This is a genomic window from Parabacteroides sp. AF48-14 (assembly GCF_003477465.1).
GTDB lineage: Bacteria > Bacteroidota > Bacteroidia > Bacteroidales > Tannerellaceae > Parabacteroides > Parabacteroides acidifaciens.
On sequence record NZ_QUDI01000002.1, the window covers coordinates 40,938 to 62,320 of the forward strand.

The 21,383-nt window shown below is 48.3% G+C and carries 10 protein-coding genes and 5 pseudogenes; 4 read left to right on the forward strand and 11 right to left on the reverse strand.

What is annotated here, in order from left to right:
- Window positions 1–71: 71 nt before the first annotated feature.
- From DW083_RS01445 to DW083_RS01460, 4 genes are read left to right on the forward strand one after another with little or no spacing between them, the layout of a single operon-like run.
- On the forward strand, window positions 72–983 hold the full coding sequence (locus DW083_RS01445) for a DUF6268 family outer membrane beta-barrel protein (protein ID WP_122331178.1): 912 nt from the start codon (window positions 72–74) through the stop codon (window positions 981–983).
- Window positions 984–1,025: 42 nt separating this feature from the next.
- A complete protein-coding gene (locus DW083_RS01450) occupies window positions 1,026–2,099 on the forward strand; it encodes a sensor histidine kinase (RefSeq protein ID WP_122331179.1) in 1,074 nt (357 codons plus the stop codon).
- Window positions 2,096–3,133: a sensor histidine kinase gene (locus tag DW083_RS01455; protein WP_233551685.1), complete on the forward strand. Its 1,038-nt coding sequence runs from the start codon at window positions 2,096–2,098 to the stop codon at window positions 3,131–3,133. Before DW083_RS01450 ends, DW083_RS01455 begins: the two co-directional genes overlap by 4 nt.
- Window positions 3,130–3,855 carry a LytTR family DNA-binding domain-containing protein gene (locus DW083_RS01460; RefSeq protein WP_122331180.1) on the forward strand — a complete coding sequence of 242 codons (726 nt, stop codon included), beginning with the start codon at window positions 3,130–3,132 and terminating at the stop codon, window positions 3,853–3,855. Before DW083_RS01455 ends, DW083_RS01460 begins: the two co-directional genes overlap by 4 nt.
- Before the next feature lie 257 nt (window positions 3,856–4,112).
- On the opposite strand, the gene DW083_RS01465 is transcribed toward DW083_RS01460, so the two are convergent.
- The 11 genes and pseudogenes from DW083_RS01465 to DW083_RS01515 form a co-directional block, all read right to left on the reverse strand.
- On the reverse strand, window positions 4,113–5,456 hold the full coding sequence (locus DW083_RS01465; RefSeq protein ID WP_115498970.1) for a citrate/2-methylcitrate synthase: 1,344 nt from the start codon (window positions 5,454–5,456) through the stop codon (window positions 4,113–4,115).
- A 252-nt stretch (window positions 5,457–5,708) separates the two neighbouring features.
- A pseudogene (gene icd, locus DW083_RS01470) lies at window positions 5,709–6,967 on the reverse strand (NADP-dependent isocitrate dehydrogenase).
- Window positions 6,964–9,221, reverse strand: a pseudogene (locus DW083_RS01475) (aconitate hydratase). Before DW083_RS01475 ends, icd begins: the two co-directional pseudogenes overlap by 4 nt.
- A 169-nt stretch (window positions 9,222–9,390) precedes the next feature.
- Window positions 9,391–11,030 (reverse strand): annotated as a pseudogene (locus tag DW083_RS01480) (bifunctional aspartate transaminase/aspartate 4-decarboxylase).
- Between the two features lie 72 nt (window positions 11,031–11,102).
- Window positions 11,103–12,802 (reverse strand): annotated as a pseudogene (gene aspT / locus DW083_RS01485) (aspartate-alanine antiporter).
- A gap of 118 nt (window positions 12,803–12,920) precedes the next feature.
- Window positions 12,921–13,826 carry a glycyl-radical enzyme activating protein gene (locus DW083_RS01490; protein ID WP_122331181.1) on the reverse strand — a complete coding sequence of 302 codons (906 nt, stop codon included), beginning with the start codon at window positions 13,824–13,826 and terminating at the stop codon, window positions 12,921–12,923.
- Window positions 13,827–13,860: 34 nt separating this feature from the next.
- A pseudogene (hypD, locus tag DW083_RS01495) lies at window positions 13,861–16,297 on the reverse strand (trans-4-hydroxy-L-proline dehydratase).
- A gap of 287 nt (window positions 16,298–16,584) precedes the next feature.
- Window positions 16,585–16,995 (reverse strand): PIN domain-containing protein, encoded by a 411-nt coding sequence (locus DW083_RS01500; RefSeq protein WP_122331182.1) that lies wholly within the window; start codon window positions 16,993–16,995, stop codon window positions 16,585–16,587.
- Window positions 16,992–17,246 (reverse strand): DUF6364 family protein, encoded by a 255-nt coding sequence (locus DW083_RS01505; protein ID WP_122331183.1) that lies wholly within the window; start codon window positions 17,244–17,246, stop codon window positions 16,992–16,994. The genes DW083_RS01500 and DW083_RS01505 overlap by 4 nt, the downstream gene beginning before the upstream one ends.
- Window positions 17,247–17,419: 173 nt before the next feature.
- Window positions 17,420–20,659, reverse strand: coding sequence for an Ig-like domain-containing protein (locus DW083_RS01510; RefSeq protein ID WP_122331184.1), 3,240 nt, complete (start codon window positions 20,657–20,659; stop codon window positions 17,420–17,422).
- Window positions 20,656–21,372, reverse strand: a complete 717-nt coding sequence (locus tag DW083_RS01515; protein ID WP_122331185.1) for a hypothetical protein — start codon at window positions 21,370–21,372, stop codon at window positions 20,656–20,658. Before DW083_RS01515 ends, DW083_RS01510 begins: the two co-directional genes overlap by 4 nt.
- Window positions 21,373–21,383: the final 11 nt, after the last annotated feature.

Sequence of the window (21,383 nt, forward strand, 5' to 3'; positions counted from 1 at the left end):
CCTTTTCATCTCTTTAAAATAACAGCGTTGCCGACTTTTATAGTTTTGCAGACACATTATAAAAAAAGAGTATGAAATATTTAGTATGGAGTTTGATTCTTGCCGCCCTGACGGGCAGCCAACCTGTAGTAGCACAGGTATTTCTGAAAGCAGAGTATATGTCTGCAACAAATTTCCGGGACGTAGACAACAATAAAACCGGAGGAAAAGGAGATGCTAAAGTCGTGCAGGCCGGCTTTAATATCCCGATCGTTGCGAAAACAGACGAGCATGATAAATTGATCTCTGCATGGGGCATTACGTGCGGAGGATCATATACGACGATGAACAACGACGGACTTGCCGCCGAAATAAACCTCTCTTCCATCCTCGATGCGCAAATCGGTCTGATGCATACGCGCCCGATCAGTGAAAAATGGTCGTTGATCGCCTCCGTCGGGATCGGGATTTATACGGATGCCGGCAAGTTCTCCAAATTCTCTTTCAAAGACCTGATGGGAAACGGAGGCGTTCTCTTTGTCTGCCACCTGAAGGAGAATCTCGATCTTGGCGGAGGGATCATGCTGAACAGTACGTTTGGCTATCCGATGGTTTTCCCGGCCTTTTATCTTAACTGGATGCTTACGGGACGTTATACGGTGGAAATATCCATGGTGAGTGCAATCGAGATGTCGTGCGGCATGCGGCTCAACAAGTCGTTCAACCTGAAACTGATTGCCTCTATGGACGGGATGCTTGCCTTTACGGAACAAGACGATAAAAAGCAGATGTTCACCCAGCAATACATCGTAGCCGGGCTACAGCCGGAATTTGTATTGGGCAAAAACCTGACACTCCCTGTTACGCTCGGCGTCTCCCCTTACCGGACAGCGTTCTATACAGACCGTACCTTAAAGGCCTTCTTTAAGGATACGGGGAAAGATTTCGATCCGCATTTTTCGCTTTCCCCTTATATTAGTGCCGCAATCAAGTACGGGTTCTGAGAAAAATAACCATCTTTATCGGATATATAAGACAAAACAAATATGCAGACAAGACAAAAGATTTCAGACGATATACTGATGAACTTCCTGATGGCGCCACGCTACAGGATATACAGGCATCTGATTCTGATTTTCTTCGTAATGATGATCTCGATCAATCTGGCGCATTTCACATTCTATGAAGACAACGTCTTTTTCCGTCGCGCCATCCTGCTTGAAAGCGCCGGTTCCCTCATGCTCTTCCTTGCGGCGATCTACCTGAATATATATGTGCTGATCCCCCGGTTGATGCTGAAGAAAAAATACGGGCTGTACGGGCTGACACTTTTCTTAGTCGTTTCAGTCCTGCTATCGGCCGCTTTTCTATACGATTATTATACCTATACATCATACGGGGTGGAGTTCGGGCAATATTCCTATTTCTATAAGAACCGCTTCTTTCCGTTGGAGATTGTCTCGAACTTTCTGCTATTTCTGATTTGCTGCATCGGTCCTTCGATGATCACGTTGCTTCGCCACTGGCTCGACTACGGGCAGCGGGTAAGCGAGCTGAAAAAAGAAAAGCTCCATTCGGAATTAGAACGGTTGAAGAACCAGGTCAGCCCGCAGTTTCTGCTGAATATGTTATCCAAGGCAACGGAATTGGCTGTCGTAGACCCGCGACAAACATCCGCTATCCTCGTCCAATTGGGAAAACTGCTCCGCTATCAGCTCTACGACAGCAGCCGGGAAAAGGTATTCCTTTCGGCTGACCTCTCTTTTTTAGAAAACTTCCTGAATCTGGAAAAGATGCTGAACCCGATGCTACGTTTTACGATCACGAAAGAAGGACCGGTGAATTATTTGCTGGTCCCGCCCCTGCTTTTTATCCCGTTCGTCGAATATTTCATCTATCAAAGCGAACGGATAGAGAAAGAATACTACATCCATCTGGCCTTCCGGGTGGAAAAAGGAGAACTCCTATTCAGCTGTGCCAGTTCCGTCCGGCATCGCGATATTTCCAAGCTCGATAATATCCGCCGCCGGTTAGAACTGTTATACGAAAAATACTCCTTAGAAGAAGTACAAGGCGATACGGAAAACAGGATTAATATGCACTTAACTCTAAGCCGATGAATGCAATCGTGGACCTTCTGATCAGCCGTAAATACCATATCCTCCGCCACTCTTTACTGTTGGCAGTGAGCCTTATTATGGCAATTGCAAATTTCTATAACGAATATCCCTTCGGAGATCATCCCATTGTCGGCTCTCTTTTGATGGCGGTATTTCTGATACCGATCTATGCAAACGTGTATATATTGGTTCCGCGCTTGTTGTTCAGGAACCGGTTCTTTTCCTATCTGATGATGATGGCGGCGGTGGTTTTTATGACCATCCTGTTGGTTATATGCCTGCAATTGATTTCGAACAATGATCTTCAAAAGAATTTACAGGAAGCGGATTGGTCGATCATTATCCTGAACTTCTTTTCTTCGGTCTTTTCGCTGGCGTTGACGATTGCCGGTACGACTTCCATTCTGCTTTTCCAGCATTGGGTCATTTATGAACAGGAGATACGGGAGCTGGAAGAAACCACGATGCAGTCGGAACTGGAACAGCTGAAGAACCAGATCAACCCGCATTTTCTCTTCAATATGTTGAACAATGCCAATGTGCTGACGCAGGAAAATCCGGAGGAGGCAGCGAAAGTCCTTCGCAAGCTGAATGAACTGCTAAAATATCAGCTGAACGACCGCAACGCAGTGTCCGTCCGGCTGGAAGATGAGATTCATTTCCTGACCGATTTCCTCAATCTGGAAAAGTTGAGACGGGATAACTTCAATTTTATCATCACCCGCGAAGGTCCGGTCGAAGAAGTATCGCTCCCTCCGCTCCTGCTGATACCGTTTGTGGAGAACGCGGTGAAGCACAACAACGATAACTGCAATCTCTCGTATGTCCATCTCCTTTTTAGGGTGGAAAGAGGATGCCTGCAGTTTATATGCGTCAATTCAAAGCCTACTTTCAGTCAGGAGGAAAAGCGGGACGGAGGCTTAGGGCTTGCCAATATCAAACGGCGTCTGCAACTCCTGTATGGGAAGGACCATACGCTGCGTATAGAAGAAAACAAGATAACATATACAATCGATTTACAAATAAAATTATGAATTGCATTATAGTAGATGATGAACCGTTAGGCCGCAAAGCCATCGAATTGCTGATACAGGAAACCCCTGCATTACATCCGGCAGGCAGCTTTGGCGATGCCGCCACAGCCGGGCTGTTCCTGCAACAACATCCGGTCGACCTGGTCTTTCTGGATATTAAGATGCCGGGTATCAATGGATTGGATTTTGCCCGCACGATCCACCGCAACACGCTGGTGATCTTCACGACCGCCTACATCGAATATGCGTTGGATAGTTATGAAGTGGATGCCATCGACTACCTCGTCAAACCGATCGAACAGGAACGTTTCCGGAAGGCGGTGGAAAAAGCTGTCGCCTATCATCGCCTGCTGACAGTGGAGACGCCAAGCAGCAGTATCGAATCGGTGATAGACGACTGTATGTTCGTGAAAGCCGAACGGCGCTTCTTCAAAATCTTCTTCCGGAACATTCTTTTCGTTGAAGGGCTGAAAGATTATGTCGTGATACAGACTGTCGACCAACGCATCATTACCCGGATGAGCCTGAAGTCGATCAACGAGCTGCTCCCGCATAACACCTTTCTGAGGATAAACAAGTCTTATATCGTCAACACGACGCATATCGAGTCGTTCGACAATAATGATGTCTTTATCGGGAAATACGAAATTGCGATCGGCAACAGTTACCGGGAGGCGTTTATAGAGGAATATATAAAAAAGAACGGCATCAATCTCTTGTAATGCCGTTCCTTCTTAAAGATTAATTTTTATAGCATCAATACCATGACGGGATATGTCTAAAGTAAGTTTTAATGCTTTAGCATGTCATTGCGGGATGTGTCAAAAGTAAGTCCTAACGCTTTAGCGTGTCATTGCGGGCTTGACCCGCAACCTCATACTAATCATTGTAAACCAGTTTAGTATGAGATGGCGGGTCAAGCCAGCCAGGACACAGACGCTATAAATGAAACTTTAACATACGGTCGTACATACAGCGTTTACCTTTCGGCAATCGGCGTATAAGTTTGCTCTTCGAGTACATTCTTGTAAGCCGGGCGGATGATGCGTTTTCCTTCGAAGTTCAGTTCTTCGATGCGGTGGGCGGTCCAGCCGACGATACGGGCCATGGCGAACAACGGCGTGTAAATTTCCTGCGGCAGCCCGATCATTTCATAAACGAAGCCGGAATAGAAATCGACGTTCGAAGAGACGCGTTTCTTCGTTCCCTTATGCTTAGCGAAACATTCGATGGCGCGTTCTTCGAGCAATTCGAGGAAGGCAAACTCTTCTTCGCGCCCTTTCTCCTTTGCCAGATCGCGTGCCAACTCTTTCAGGACGACGGCACGGGGATCGGAGATCGTATAGACGGCATGGCCGATACCGTAGATCAAACCGGTCTTGTTATACGCGTCTTTATTCAGCATCCGCATAAAATAAGTATCTATCTCGTCGATGTTCTTCCAGTCGGCGATGTTTTCCTTCAAGTGGTGGAACATATCGACTACCTGAATATTGGCGCCTCCATGCAACGGGCCTTTCAACGAACCGATACCGGCGGCAATGGATGAATAGGTGTCCGTACCGGTGGAACTGGTCACGCGGACAGTGAAAGTCGAGTTGTTACCGCCGCCGTGTTCAGCCTGCAAGACAAGCAACAGGTCCAGTGTACGTGCCTCCAGGTCGGTAAAGTCTTTCTTGAGCATATGGAGGAAGTTCTCGGCAATCGACAGGTTCTCGTGCGGGTGGCGGATATGCAGTGAACGGCCCTGCTGGCTGTGACGGTAAATATTGTAGGCATAGGCGATGATGGTCGGGAAGCGCGAGATCAGCTCGATCGACTGGCGCATCAGGTTGTCGCGCGACGTGTCGTCGGGGTTCGGATCGAAAGTGTACATTTCGAGCACGCTGCGTGCCAGTATGTTCATGATGTTCTGTCCTTCGAGGTCGAGGATGTTCATCTTCGTTTTCTGTTCGAGCGGCATGCTGTCGCAGATCAGTTCCCTGAAACCAGCCAACTCTTCCTTGTCGGGAAGCTTCCCGGACAGGAGCAGGTAGGCAACCTCTTCGAAACCAAAACGTTTTTCCTTGATCAGACCATGCGCGATGTCTTCCACGTCGTATCCGCGGTAAAAGAGTTTTCCGGGGATTGCTTTCAAGCCACCTTCCGGCAGGCGTTCGTAGCCGACAACGTTACCTATTTTTGTCAGACCTACCAGTACACCCGTACCGTCTTCGTTACGAAGCCCGCGCTTCACATTGTATTTTGGAAACAAATCGTTGTCTATTTTGCAAGCCTCTTTGGATGCGTCAGACAGTTTGTAAATGATATATTCCTTTTTCATCGTAGTAAATTTAAATTGCATTCATATTATAAAAAACTTATTGCATTATCCGTAAAACACGTTTTATAGTGCTATGTCACGCGATTTAGTACTGTAAAACACGTTTTATGGTATGAAAGTATATACTTTTGCACTGTAAAACATGTTTTACGATATGAAAGCATATACTTTTGCTCTGTAAAACGTGTTTTACGGTATGAAAGCACGTACTTTTGCACTATAAAACGTGTTTTACGGAAATTACCGACAGCTTTATAGTATCGACATTACATATTCTCCGAACTCTCTTGTTCCGAGTGAATGACCGTTCGGCATAAAACGTGCCAGGTCATGTGTTGCCCGTCCTCGGTAAAAGCGTGTTCGAGTGCGGCGGTGATCAACCGTCCGGCTTCGTTCCAGCCCATATATTCCAGCATCATGACGGAGGAGAGCAGAAGTGAACAGGGGTTGACGACGTTCTTACCGGCAATGTTAGGCGCTGTCCCGTGGGTTGCCTCGAAGATGGCGTAACCGCTGTCGTAATTAATATTGGCTCCCGGAGCGATGCCGATGCCGCCAACCATTGCCGCAAGCTGGTCGGAGACATAGTCGCCGTTCAGGTTCAACGTGGCGATGACGGAATATTCTTCCGGAATCAGCAGGGTGTTCTGCAGGAAAGCGTCGGCTATCACATCCTTGATGACAACCCGTCCGGCTGCTTCCGCCTCCAAAAGAGCGGCTGCGGCGGCGTCTTCTCCCCGCTCCTTCTTGATTTTCTCATATTGGGGCCAGGTAAATGTCTTGTCGGCAAACTCGCGTTCAGCCAACGCGTAGCCCCAGAGTTTGAAACCACCTTCGGTAAACTTCATGATATTGCCTTTGTGTACTAACGTGACACTTGGCAGATGGTTCGTGATGGCAAACTCGATGGCGGCGCGGACCAGACGTTCCGTTCCTTCCACAGAAACCGGTTTCACACCGAACGAGGAGGTTTCGGGAAAACGGACCTTCGTCACGCCCATCTCTTCGGTTAAGAAGCGGAGAAATTTGCGGGCCTCGGGCGTCCCCTGCTGCCATTCGATACCGGCATAGATGTCTTCGGTGTTCTCGCGGAAGATATACATATCGACTTTTTCCGGCGCTTTGATAGGCGTCTCTACCCCACGGAACCAACGCACGGGACGCAGGCAGACGTACAGGTCGAGCGTTTGCCGGAGGGCAACGTTGAGCGAACGGATACCACCGCCGATGGGTGTCGTGAGCGGTCCCTTGATCCCGATCATGTACCGGCGGAAGGCGTCCATCGTCTCGTCGGGCAGCCAGCTACCGGTTTGCTTAAAAGCTTTCTCACCCGCCAACACTTCCTTCCATTCGATTGCCCGCTGTCCGCCATAGGCACGGCCGATCGCTTCGTTGACAATGCGCTGGCAGATCGGGGTGATCTCGGCGCCGACGCCGTCACCCTCGATAAAGGGGATCGTTACTTGATCGGGAACGACCAGGCGCCCGTTTTCTTTTGTTATTCTGTTCATATGCTTAACTGTTTATTTGTATTCAACGCCGAACCTGCTTTGAACCATTTTATCTGTAAGTCGTTATAGGTATGATTGACGGCGAAGGATTCTTCCGTGCCGTCGGCATGGTAGAGAATGGCAGTCAATGGGCGGCCGGGAGCAAAATCTTTCAGGCCGATGATCGAGATCTTGTCTTCTTCGCGTACCCTGTCATAATCATGCTTGTCGGCAAATGTGAGGGCGAGCATTCCCTGTTTCTTCAGATTCGTTTCATGTATGCGGGCAAAACTTTTGGCAAGGATTGCTTTCACATTCAGGAAACGGGGTTCCATGGCGGCATGTTCGCGGGAAGAGCCTTCCCCATAATTTTCTTCCGCTACGACGATAGAGGAGATGCCTTTCGATTTATACAGTTTCGCAACGGCGGAGACGGCTTCATATTCACCGGTCAGCTGGTTCAGCACGCTGTTTGTCTTTCCTGTAAAAGCGTTCACGGCTCCCATCAGCATATTGTCCGAAATGTTTTCTAAATGTCCGCGGAAGCGAAGCCAGGGGCCGGCCATCGAGATATGGTCGGTCGTGCATTTGCCTTCGGCTTTCAGCAGGAGCGGCATATCGATCAGGTCCTTTCCGTCCCAGGCGGCAAAAGGCTTCAAGGCCTGCAGGCGGTTTGATCCGGGATTGATTGCGACTTCGATGTTACCGCCGGTCGGAGCTAAATAGCCTTTGTCTTTCACGTCGAAGCCGTTTGGCGGAAAGTCCGTTCCTTCCGGTTCTTTCAGCTTGACTTCGCGGCCGTCGGCAGTCTTTAAGGTATCGGTCAGCGGGTTGAAACAAAGGTCTCCCGCGATGGTCAGCGCCAGTGTCAGTTCTGGGGAAGCGACAAAAGCATGCGTGTTCGGATTGCCATCCGCACGTTTGGCGAAATTTCTGTTAAAGGAGGTAACGATGGAATTTTTGCGGGTGTTATCGTCGGTATGCCGTTTCCATTGTCCGATGCACGGACCGCAGGCATTCGCCATGATCGTGGCGCCGATCTTCTCGAAATCTCCGATCAGCCGTCGCGCTCGGCGGTATAGCGGATCTGTTCGGACCCGGGGTTGATGATCAACGGGGCGGCTACCGGAATCTTGTCGTCAGCAGCCTGTCGGGCAATCGAGGCGGCGCGGCTAAGGTCCTGATAGGAAGAGTTCGTACAAGAACCGATCAGCCCCACTTCCATCCGGCGGGGCCAGCCGTTTTCTTTTACCTTTGCGGCAAACTCGGATATCGGCGTGGCGGCATCCGGCGTGAACGGGCCGTTGATATGCGGCTCTAACTCGGAGAGGTTGATGACAATCACGCGGTCGTAGAAGGAGTCCGGCTGTGCCTTTACGTCCATATCGGCTTCCAGGTCATCGGAGATGGCGGTTGCCCATTCGGCTACGCTGTCGCGTCCCGTAGCACGCAGATAAGTGGCCATATTTAGGTCGAAGGGGAAGAGGGAAGTCGTGGCTCCTACCTCGGCTCCCATGTTGCAGATTGTCGCTTTTCCGGTTGCAGAGAGGGAGGCCGTTCCAGGGCCGAAGTATTCGATGATGGCATTCGTGCCGCCCTTCACAGTCAGAATCCCTGCTAATTTCAAAATCACGTCTTTCGGCGAGGCCCATCCGCTGAGACTGCCGGTGAGCTTGACGCCGATCAGTTTCGGCATCTTCAATTCCCACTCCATGCCGGTCATCACGTCGACGGCGTCAGCGCCTCCCACTCCGATGGCGATCATTCCCAAGCCGCCTGCATTCGGTGTGTGCGAGTCGGTTCCCACCATCATGCCTCCGGGAAATGCATAATTCTCCAACACGACCTGATGGATGATTCCGGCTCCCGGTTTCCAGAAACCGATGCCGTATTTGTCGGAGACGGACTTCAGGAAGTCATAGACCTCGCTGTTACTTTGCGTAGCGGTGGCAATATCGGTCTTAGCACCCATATTCGCTTGAATCAGATGATCACAGTGAACGGTAGCGGGAACAGCCGACTTGGACTTTCCTGCATTCATAAACTGGAGCAACGCCATCTGTGCGGTAGCATCCTGCATCGCCACACGGTCCGGCCGGAAGTTCACATAGTCTTCACCGCGACGGTATGCGTGGATATCCGATTCATTATACAGATGTGCATATAGGATTTTTTCAGCCAGGGTCAACGAGCGGCCAAGGTGTTTACGGGCGGCATCCACCCGTTTCGGGAAATTAGAATAAAAGCTTCTCAGCATGTCAATGTCGTACACCATATCTATTCGTTTTAATTGTTAATCATGTAAGTGTTGTAAAAATAGTATATAAACAGATACCTTTCAGTCAATAATTTCTATGGCCTGATAAAGGATATCTATAAACAGGGATTCCCGCTACGTCTATTAATAGAACGTGGCGGGAATCTGTTTTGTTCAATGACTTTATTTATTTCTCCAACGACTCTTTCCATTTAGCCGCATAACTGTGCAGGATGGAGGCGATCCCCTGCCCGATACGGACATAATCTTCCCGCTTCAGGTTGGCAAGCGAGCAACGGATGGACCATTCCGGCGCATCGAACCCGCCGCCATTCAGCAGCACCAAAGAGGTTTCCTGCGCAAGCCGGAATACGACGTCGACCGGCTCGTAGTTCTCTTGCAGATACTTCACAAAGCCGTCTCCGTAGAACTTCTTCGCCCAGACCAGCATATCGATCTCGCTGTAATAGCCTGCCCGGAGCGGATCGTCGAGCAGGACAAAGCCGGTGTTCTCCCAAAGCGTGTGCAGGCGGTCGTGTATGACCTGTTGCATCTTTTTCTTATAAGCGTTCTCGTGATCTAACAAGGAGAACGAGGCGAACAAGGCCATCTGTGTTTGTTGCGGCAAAGAGAGTCCGGCGGTATGATTCAATGCGACCTGGCGGCTGTCGGCAACCATGCGGTCGATGAAGCGTATCTTTTCCGGATGCAGGGAGAGGCTGCTGTAACGCTTCTTCAACTGTTCCTGGCGTTCTGCCGGCAACTCCTTGATCATCCGGTCGTAAATATTATTCTCATGCAGGGCGATAACGGCCAGGCGCCAACCTGTCGCTCCGAAATATTTGGAGAAGGAATATACGCAAAGGGTGTTCTCGGGCAGTTCTGCCATGATGGAACGAAAGTCCGGGATATATGTAGCATAGACATCGTCCGTGATGATCATCAGATTGGGATTATCGTGTCGGACAATGTCGACGATGCGCTGCATCAGCTCCGGCGTCAGTCCGTACGAAGGCGGATTGCTCGGATTGACAAGGAAGGCACCTTGACGGCGGGATCTTTCAGGACGTCGAGGTCTTTTTCCAGGTATTGCCAGGTGTGATAGCCCTCATGGGTCATTTTACAAGCATGGATTTCGGTTACATCGAACAGGTAGCGGGCTTGTTCCGGAATCTCTATGTAGGGAGTGAATACCGGGGCAAACAAAACGATCTTATCTCCGCGGTTCAGCAGGAAATTTTGTTGGAGGGAATCGAAGATATAACACATGGCAGCCGTCCCTCCTTCTGTCGCAAAGAGATCGAACCGTCCTTTCGGCGGGCGGTTATTGCATAGTTCCTGTTTCAGGTAGTCTTCGACAAGGACTTCCGTATATTTCAGGATGCGGTCGGGAACGGGATACTGGTCACCGATGACTCCCTCCGCCCATTCGTGCACCAAGTCGTTTTCATCAATTCCCTTTTCATTCACCAGATAATCGTATGTATCTTTCAATAGCGCCATACCGGGAGAGCCGGCGTGTTTAACCAGGAATTGGGTGAAACGGGAAGCGATGCGTTTCTTATCGGGGACGCCGGCAATGCCGACCATCCCTTCGCTAAACTCAGTGCTCCGGGCACATTCTTCCAACCCGAACTGCCCGAGCAGGAAGAAGGCTTCGCGGGGGACGGTGCTGATCCAGTTCGGATTGCCGCGTCCGGCGTTCAGCATGATGTGGGTACTTTTGCGGGCGCTCTCGTCCGCCAGCTCTATCAGGATATTCTTCAGCTCGAACGGGCTGATCTCCGACATCTTCTTTTCGTATTCACGAGTGATTTTGTGTTGCATAAGGAATAAATTAATGAATATATTATGTATTTGGTAGAGACGCACGGCCGTGCGTCTCTACACACAGATAAATCAGGTCATCAAAAGGACAATAACAACACCCCAGATGATCAGAAGCGTATTGCCGACAGCATACGTGACCGTGTAGCCTAATGCCGGTGTTTGGCTTTCGACCGCATCTTCGACGGCTCCCAAGGCAGCCGTTGTGGTACGGGCACCGGAGGTACAGCCTAACGTGATGGCGGGGTGAAACTTGAAAACATACTTTCCCAACAGTACACCGACAAGCAACGGGATAGCCGTAGCCAATGCCCCGATAAAGAAGAGGCTGATTCCAACTTCCTTCAACCCGGTGACAAAGCTGGGGCCGGCGGTAATCCCGACAACCGCAATGAACATATTCAGTCCGACATTATTCAACACCCAGAGTGATGGCTCCGGAATGCGCCCGAGGTCGGGTGCTTCGAACGTAGCCAACCGAAGAACAGTCCGGCTATCAGCGCACCGCCGCTCGTACTCAAACTGATGGGCACTCCTCCGAAATGGATGGCTAACGAACCGACCACGCCTCCCAGGAAGATACCGAGCCCGACAAAGATCATATCCGTCTGGTTCGTCGGACGGTCGGCATAGCCTAACGTATCGGCGGCAGCGTTTACCTCCAGTTTCGTACCGACCAGTTCCAGCATATCGCCCGGATCGATCCGGGTAGCAGGCAACACAGGGATGCTGACGCCCGCCCTCTTGATGCTTTTGATACTGACGCCGTGCATAACCGGCTGTTTGCGGAGTTTGGCGACTGTCATGCCTGCGAATTTCTTGCGGGAAACCAACACTGGTAATGTCTCCGCCGGAAAATCTAACAGGTCGATATCGTTCACTTCGTCCCCAATCCAATTCTCCTCGCCAATCACAAACTCGCGACGGCCGCTCAACACGATCTCATTGCCTTCCAGAAGCATTTGATCCGGTTTTGCATCACGGATCACATGGTCGATGCGCACCCGTTCCACAAAAAGGCGTCTGCCCTGCTCTTCCAGGTAATCTTCCAGTTCCTTGACTGTCTTACCGGCACCGAACCAATCGTTACTGATCTTGTAAGCCCGGAATGTGATCGGACGGGCGGCAGGCATAAAACCGGGTTGCTCGCTCTCGTCGTCGGTCCCCATCTTCGCTTCCAGTTCGCGACAGGCCTTCTTGACCGATTCAATCCCGCCTAACAGACGGGGAGCCACATCGCTCATAATCCAGGCGGAACCTGCCGTTCCGAAAATGTAAGAGACGGCATAGGCCACCGGCATCACGTTGATCATACTCGTTTTGTCGGCATCCGGTATCCCTAATTGATTAATCGTATCTTCCGCCACCCCTAACACGGCGGAGATCGTTTGCGAACCCGCTAACAGACCGGCTGCCTCGCCAGCCGAATAGCCCATGATCTTAGCCAGAACAAAAGGAGCGATCAGACAGAACAGACACATAACGACCGCAAACAGAACCTGTGGCAATCCCTCCTTCCTCAATCCCCGGAAGAACTGCGGGCCGACACTATAGCCGACGGCAAACAGGAACAGCAGGAAGAAAACCGATTTCAACGGAGCACCTATATCGATATGTAATTGTCCGATCAGGACACCGACCAACAACACACTGGTGACCGTCCCCAACGTAAACTTTTTAATCTTAAACTTACCGATCCAGAAGCCGAAGGCCAAGGTGAGAAAGATAGCAAGCTCCGGATAATGCCGGAGCAAATTGGCAAACCATTCCATATATATCAATTTTTTGGCGTTAATAAAATTGATAATGAAACACAACAGGGTAAAGAGTTGTTGTGTTAAACGGAATGAAACCTAAGTTAAAGCTTCTGGTGCACGCACAAATAATAAACTACCCTCCTATCGCCGTCTCGATCCCGTAACCGGCAAATATCCCGCGGCAACGTTCAACAGTCTCGTCCGATGGCGTAGCGAAAGCATAATGCCCGGGATTATAGATCGTTCCTAACTTCTCATGTTTCCCTTTCCCTATATCATGATATAGCAGCAGGTTCACCGTCCGGTGTTTCCAGGGAAGGGACGCTAAAAACTCCGCGCTGCGGGTTATATTCTCTTCGTCCGCATTCACTCCTTCTATCAATGGGATACGCAGGTAAAAATCATGTCCCGCTTCGGCTATCATCCGGAGATTGGCGAGTATCGGCTCGTTCGGTACGCCACAGAAATGCTTGTGCTTGGCCGAATCCATCTGTTTCAGGTCGACCAGGAACAGCTCGCAGTTATCCATCACCTCCCGTACGACCTCGGGCCGGGCAAACAACGTCGTGTCGACAGCCCGGTGGATGCCCTGTTCGCCACAACGGCGCAACAGTTCGAGGAGTGGCTCCGGATGCAACAGCGGTTCTCCACCGCAAAACGTGACGCCTCCCTCCGACCGGTCCATAAAGACCGTTTCTTTCTCTATCTCTTTCATCAACGCATCGGTTGAATACTCCGTGCCGGATATCTCCATTGCCAAAGCCGGACAGACTTCGGCACAGGTCCCGCAAAGCGTGCAACGCGTGCGATCCGTCACAATTCCATCCGGCGTCAACGTCAGCGCCTGCTCCGGACAAGCCTTTACGCAGGTCTGGCAACCGATGCATTTCTTCTTCGTATAGAGCTTCTCTTTTCGGCTGGAAAGCCCTTCCGGATTATGGCACCACACACACGACAGGGGGCATCCTTTCATAAAGATCGTAATCCGGATGCCCGGCCCGTCATTGATCGCATATCTCTTTATATCAAAAACCAGCATCTTTAATTATCAATTGTTAATTGTCAATTGTCAATTAAAACGCTTCCTGTTCCGTCCGCATAATCACATCCGCCTGCAGATCGGCATTCATATCGTTGAAATAATCGCTGTAACCGGCAACGCGGACCAGTAAGTCACGGTAATCTTCCGGACATTTCTGAGCAGCATAAAGCGTCTCCGTATCGACAATATTAAACTGGATATGATGCCCGCCCAAAGCAAAATAACTGCGGATCAGGGAGGACAGCTTGGAGATATCTTCTTCCCGCTTCAACAGGCTCGGAAGGAAACGCTGGTTGAGCAACGTTCCGCCACTCTTCACCTGATCTAACTTGCCGAGCGATTTGATCACGGCCGACGGTCCGTGCGTGTCGGCACCATGCGACGGAGAAGTACCGTCCGAGATCGCCCGTCCGGCCAAACGTCCGTTCGGGGTAGCTCCCATCACCTTGCCAAAATACACGTGGCAGGTCGTTGACAACATATTCAGGTGGAAACATTCGCCTTTCGTATTCGGCTTGCCCTCGATCGTATCATACAGGTCATCGAATACCTTAACCGCGATGCTGTCGGCATATTCATCGTCATTGCCGAAGAATGGCGTACGGTTCAGAATCATCTGCCGCATCGCTTCAGCTCCTTCGAAATTGTTTGCCATCGCTTTCAACAACTCGTCCATCGACCAGCGTTTATCTTCGAATATATGTTTCTTCAACGTAGACAGCTGTCGGTAATCGTGCCGAGGCCGGTGCATTGGATATAGGTCGTGTTATAGCGCGGACCGCAGTTATAGTAATCACGTCCTTTTGCGATACAGTCATCAATAAAGAGAGACAGGAAAGTGGCAGGCGCATATTTGGCAAACATACGGTCTATGTAGTTGCTGACGCGGACTTTCATGTCCACGAAGTAACGGACCTGTTTCATAAAAGCGGCGTACAACTCGTCATAACCGGCAAAGCTGCGCGGATCGCCCGTCTCCAACCCTACCTTACGGCCGGAAACCGGATCGACGCCATTGTGCAATGTCACCTCTAAAATCTTCGGCACGTTCAGATACCCCGTCAACACGTAAGCCTCCTTACCGAACGCCCCGACTTCTATGCAGCCGCTGCAACCGCCTTCACGCGCGTCCTGCAGGGATTTCCCCTGGCGCATCAATTCCTGGATATACACATCCGGATTGAACACGGAAGGATAACCATGCCCCTGGCGGATCACCTTACATCCGGCACGCAGGAAACGTTCGGGCGTACGGGCACTGATATGAATCGCACTGCCGGGTTGCAGGATATGCAGCTCTTCTATCGTCTCGAGCATGATGTAGGAGACTTCGCTCACACCGTCACTGCCATCGGATTTCACGCCGCCGATATTCAGGTTCGTAAAGTCGTTATAAGTACCGCTTTCCTTAGCCGTAATGCCTACTTTGGGAGGAGCCGTATGGTTGTTTACCTTAATAAAGAAACAGGACATCAACTCTTTCGCCCCGTCACGCGTCAACGTACCGTCGGCAATATCCTTTTCATAGAAAGGGGCCAGATGCTGGTCGAAATGACCCGGATTCATGGCATCCCAACCATTCAGCTCGGTAATCGTCCCTAAATGAACAAACCAATACATCTGGATCGCTTCCCAATAATTACGCGGAGCGTGAGCCGGTACCCATCGGCAAACTTCGGCGATACGGCGCAGTTCGGCGGCCCGTTTCGGGTCTGCCTCCGTCAACGACATTTCGTCGGCCAGGTCTGCATGCCGTTCGGCTAACAGGATAGCGGCATCACAGGAGATAGACATAGCGGTCAACTCTTCCTGTTTGTCGGTTGCTTCGGGATCATTCATAAAGTCGAGATTGTCGAGTTCCTTTTGGATACGCTCTTTCAAGTCCAACAGGCCATATCGATAGACCTTGCCATCCAGAGCCGTATGCCCCGGAGCGCGTTGTTCCATAAATTCGGTGAACATACCGACTTCATACGCATCTTTCCATTCTTGCGGGACATGGCTGAAAATCCGTTCCCGCTGCGTACGCCCTTTCCAGTAAGGGATCACTTCGCGTTCATAGGTATCGATATCTTCCTGGCTGATCGTATAACGTTGCAGTTCGCGGGTGTTCAGGACATGCAAATCCTCTACGCTATGGCAGGTCAGTTCGGGGAAAGTCGGTACGCATTTAGGTTTCGGTCCGCGTTCCCCTACGATCAGTTCGTCTTTACCGATATAGATTGTCTTTTGCTTACATATCTCATAAAAGTTCATGGCCCGGAGAATCGGAATCGGATACTTTCCGTAGTTTCTCGATAGAAACGGGTTTCTATCAAGGCGCGTTCAATAGACAAGGAGGGCTCGGCATCGAACGTTTCCTGACGAAGACGTTTGATCCGGTCGTTCATTCCATAAGCATTTGCCTCTACTGCAGGGGCAAAATTCGAGGCACTATGCGGTGCACGCTGAGCTGTGATTGTTGTCATATTTATATAAGGCTTTTCGCTGGCAACAGCCAACGACATTGTGTTTATAAGTACATAAAATAAAATTGATCTTCTACCGGGAAGTAGTAAAAGGGAGAAGAGAAGAACTGCCTGTCAAGCAATCAGGCAATTGAACAGCCGTCTATAAGATTTAACGAGCATATTACAATAGTTTAAAACCAACACCTTACATTAAGTGCATGGACTGCCGCAAATATATACATTTTTCGGAATAAGACAATAAAAGAGTCAACTATTTTACTAAAACGAAAAATAAGCCTTATATATTAAACACTTCTCAAAAACTCATCTGGAGTTATAACCGGAACCTTTGAAGCCTTGTAGTCCTTTACATTACGGGTTATTATCGTTTTGATGTTATTTTCAATGGCAGAATAGTACTGTATTACATCTTCAAAATCAGTAAAATCAGAATTTAAAGCTTTATCTACGGTTGTTTCCTTCACTGGTAACACATGTACCAACTGTCTAAAACGACACAGTACTTCCATCGCTTTCGTTGTTCCCATCTGCCTACGCAATAAATAAAATATAGTTGAAAAAGATAACGATGAAATATATAATTTCACTTGCTTTCTATCTCCTAAAGTAAAAAGAATAGCAGCGGAGGTATAAAAAGGTTCACGCTCAGACAATAGATCTATCGCAATGTTCGTATCCAAAAATATATCTTTCATTGATATTTTTTTTCAAGATAATCTGAATAATCCTTTTTATAATCAAAATCTGTAGAAACCTTTATGACTCCACTCAGTTCTTTCACCAATGGAGTCAACTCTATTTGTTTCCCAGTAATTTCATTTGTTGAGACGATAGAATCCAGATATTGTTCTACCATTTTAGAAAGACTAATATTCCGCGACCGCGCATATTCTTTGGCTTTCTCTATTATTGACTCATTGAGTCTTAATGTTAATCTTGTTTCCATAGTCGTTCACTTTTCTGCAAAGATAATCATTCTCAATAAATATCCTATAATAAAGCATTTATATTATCCTCGCACTAATACAAAAGGGAAGAACCTCACGGTCCTTCCCTTTCTTCACTTTGAATCAAATGTTCCCCTTTTATGAGAAACGCATAGCTCGATATAGGGTTTCTTTACCTGACGATAACTTTCGTTGTCGTTGCTTTACCGGCAGCAGCCATACGGACAATGTAGATGCCACTGTTGGCAGGTACCTGTACTGTACTGCTGATGGAGTTGTTATAGATAACTTGTCCGCCGAGGTTAATGATCGATATTTCTACCGGAGCAGCCGGTTCAATAATGATCTGTCCGTTGCGGCTGTAAACCAGACTTTCGGAAAGGATCTTCTCGATAGCTGTCGCAAAGTCCACATTCACCTGACACATGGCAGTGAAACCACCGTCCACAGTTGTTGCGATGATTGTAGCCTGTCCGTATTTCACTGCTTTCACAGTTCCGTCGGCATCCACCGTCGCAACCTCAGGATTCGTACTGGTCCACTTCACATCTTTCTTAGTTGCACCGGTCGGAGTAACAGTAGCCACTAACTTTTCAGAAGTCAGGCGCGGCAACATAAGCGTTGTCTTGTTAAGGGAGATACCGGTAACGGCAGTTCCTTCGCCCGCGGTGCCACCGCCTTCGCTGCCGGATTTGAAGGTGATTGTCATAGTGAAGTCTTTGCTTGGAGTTTTAACTGTCCAATACAATGACTTACCTTGTGAATCTTTATTATCACTGATACCACTCAAACCATCTCCCGCAATTTCATCGATCACACCACTCTTAGAAGTAATTGTCAACTGCATACCGGCCGGGATCAGATCTCCTTCCTTAACCTCGGCACCGTCTGATTTGGTAATCGATACGCTACCGCCATTCACGATTTTCACACCCATCTTATACATCTGGACATCCGACAAGCTGACATATACTTTCTGATTATTTAAACCAGAAGTATAATTGTTATCGTGCGGAGTAAAAGTTATCTCATACTCTTTTGCTGCATTTACCTGCTCATCTTCACTCCATGCAAACGAACCGGCAACGCGCATTCCATTCATTTCAACATAACCGCCATTCAAGCCAATAACAGAAAGAAGCGTGCCTTTCAGTACCGGACTGGCAGTCGGTAAAACGATTGTTGTATTCGCACCTCCAGCCTCGATTTTTGCCGGATTAATCTTTAAAGTTCCTACTTTTGTTGCAGCTAATGCCTTATGTCCTTCTGTTTCTGCACAAGCGGCATAAACATCATATGTGCCGACATTTATCGGTTCGACGATGGCACCTTCTTTCTTATAAGTAAACTGCCATTCATTTGTTCCAACAACATCTGACAAGCCGCTGAAATCAGATCTGACATCGATCATTTGGGATGTATATGATTTCTCTATCAGTTCTTGTTTCTCTGTTACAGCAACGTCGTCTTTCTCAACAAAAGCATTTTCAGCATTTATGGTTAAACCATCTACAACTGTGAATGAATGATTAGTATCCAATGTCACGCCGGAAATTTTGCTCCAATCTACAGAATACCCTTCATCCGCTTTCAACGTAAGCGTAATAGTCTGGCCTACATAGATAAGATCTGCACTTATATCGGCATTTCCATTTTTGAAACCGACTGTTCCATGAGTTCCACTTGCACTGATTGTTGCTTTTGTTGCACTCTCCTTAGCTTTTTCTGTCTCAAATACTTTAGTTTCAATTTTAGATAAATTATCATCCTTCGGAGTGAAAGTAGCATCAACAAAAGTAGGCCCACCGGCTTTCGTCTTCCTTGCAGATTTCATTCCTTTTTCAAAATCCCAACTTCCTGCTACTGTCGTACAATTTGTAAGATCAGACTGATCTTTTGCCGGAATATCCAAAATACCCGGTTTAGCCTGTTCTATCTTCAGTGTCCGGTTAGCCTCAAACTTCTGATATACGGCATCAGCCGGACGGGTAATTTTTACTGTATAAGTCTCAGCATTTAACGGGACATCGACCGTTTCACCTTTTGAGTTCGTATAAGAGAATTCGAAGCCTGCCAGTTTGTTGGCCGTTTCTACCACATACGGTTGTGCGTTACCGTTGTATGTTACAATCGTCTCTTCCGGATTCAGGATCGAGAGTGGCGACAGCGTTCTTACATCGGCAGAGATATTGACAAGACCTTCTATTGTAATGTCGCTATTGTTTTCCACAGGTTTGTTGTTAACCAGGATTGCTGCCAATCTATACTTATCCGCATCATTTACCGTAGCCGATATATTCAACGTTTTTCCATATTCATATTTCTGAGTAGAAACACCTGAGAATTTAACCCGACCGAGGTCGTCAACTGTCACCTGATACTCTTCGAGTTCAAATTCAGCAGAAATGCTTAGATCTTCATTATCTACAGTAACTAAATTATCTTTGATATCCTTACCATCAACTCGTAAGGATTTCAACCGATACCCTTTGTTCGGCACAGCGATCACATTCAGAACCGTTCCTTCATTATATGAAGCGTTAGGACTAACGGTATTTTCTCCGTTCTTTAAAACAATAGCACCATTACTGGCTGGAGCGACATTAACCATAAACTTGTTAGCCGGTTTATCCTGGAAAGTTGCCGTAATCTCATAACTGCCGCCAGATGCTCCTCCTACGGTAAAACTGGTTGCTTCCGTCGCTGGAGCATCGTTAGCCTTACTGGCAGGTGCTGTATATGTATATCCGACTTTCACCACTTCCTGGTCTTTGCCGTTTTTTACTCCCGGTTTAGCGTTAATCGTCAGGATGCTTCCGACTTCAACAGCTGTGCCTCCTGCAGTCAAACTTAATTGCTTCGTACCATTCCATACTTCAACGGCTCCACCATCAACGTTAGCCAATTTAACTGTACGTGTCGCCTTTTCAAATGTTGCAGAAATGACGGCATCACCTGTCGGCGTAAATGTTCCTTCTACAGTAATTTCTGCTCCATCCGAACCTCCTGAAATAGTAGGAGAAGCAGGGCTCGTCCATGCTTTAAATTTATAACCGGCATTCGGCGTAGCCTTTACTTTCATCTCTTTAAAAGTAGTGTATGAACTTTCATTCTTCGCAATATACCGATTGTCCACCGTCGCGCTATCAATAACGACAGTACCACCGGTTGTTTGCTTGACAGTGATTGTGGCAACTTTACGGACGTTGATACCAATATCGGCTGTAGTTGTATTATAGAATGCAGCTGAATCCGGGGTAAAGATCGCTTTATACGTATTACTACCTGATTCACCGGCTTTCACCAATGTGTTCGGATCCATCCATGCCCAAGTACCCTTGATAGCAGTCGAGCCGGATGTTACAGTGCCACCCGTAATGGAAGCCGAAGCCAAAGTTTGGCCTTCTATCAAACATCCGGGCAAGATTGTCCAGAGGCTGTTAATGTTTTTTTGTTGTTGACAGTCATGGTGATCACTTTGTCTACACCCTTCTTTGTTGCTGTTTCTGGAATTTTCACCGGGATGTAGAAAATACCGGCTTTCTTTCTGGCAGCATCATCAGCTTTAGATTCTGCATTACAAGCAGCATTTGTATAGTAGCTCAAAGGATTAACAGAGCTACCGTCGGCTGTCACAGTGATTGTTGCCGCATTATCACTTACAGTTTGCTCCGTACCAGAAATCTCCAATTTAACTTCCGGTTTCTCGACCCATTTAATCACGATATCGGTCTTTTCTGTCAAACCTCCCGATGGAGTGGTATATGTATAAGAGTTGACATCTTCATAAGGATCATTAAACTTCTCATTCATATTCGTAACCTTTGTTCCGTTCACCGTAAAGCTTTCCAGCATATACTGTCTGTTTGCTTTCAAGCGGAAAGAAGGTGTTGCTCCATAAGTCAGCTTCAATGAATTAGTGCCGGAGAGGATAAGACTGTCTTTATCTATTTCAATAGTCTTCTTTACGAATACCGAGTCGAGTCCTCCCCCATTATTTGTCACATTCAGCGTCACCGAGAATGTCGGGACGTCGGGCGCAGCTTTTGTATCTATATTTTGTGCGTATATCGTCGGGGCCACTGCAAGGAGGGCGAGGGATATAACGGATTTTATATTTTTCATATTTACTATCG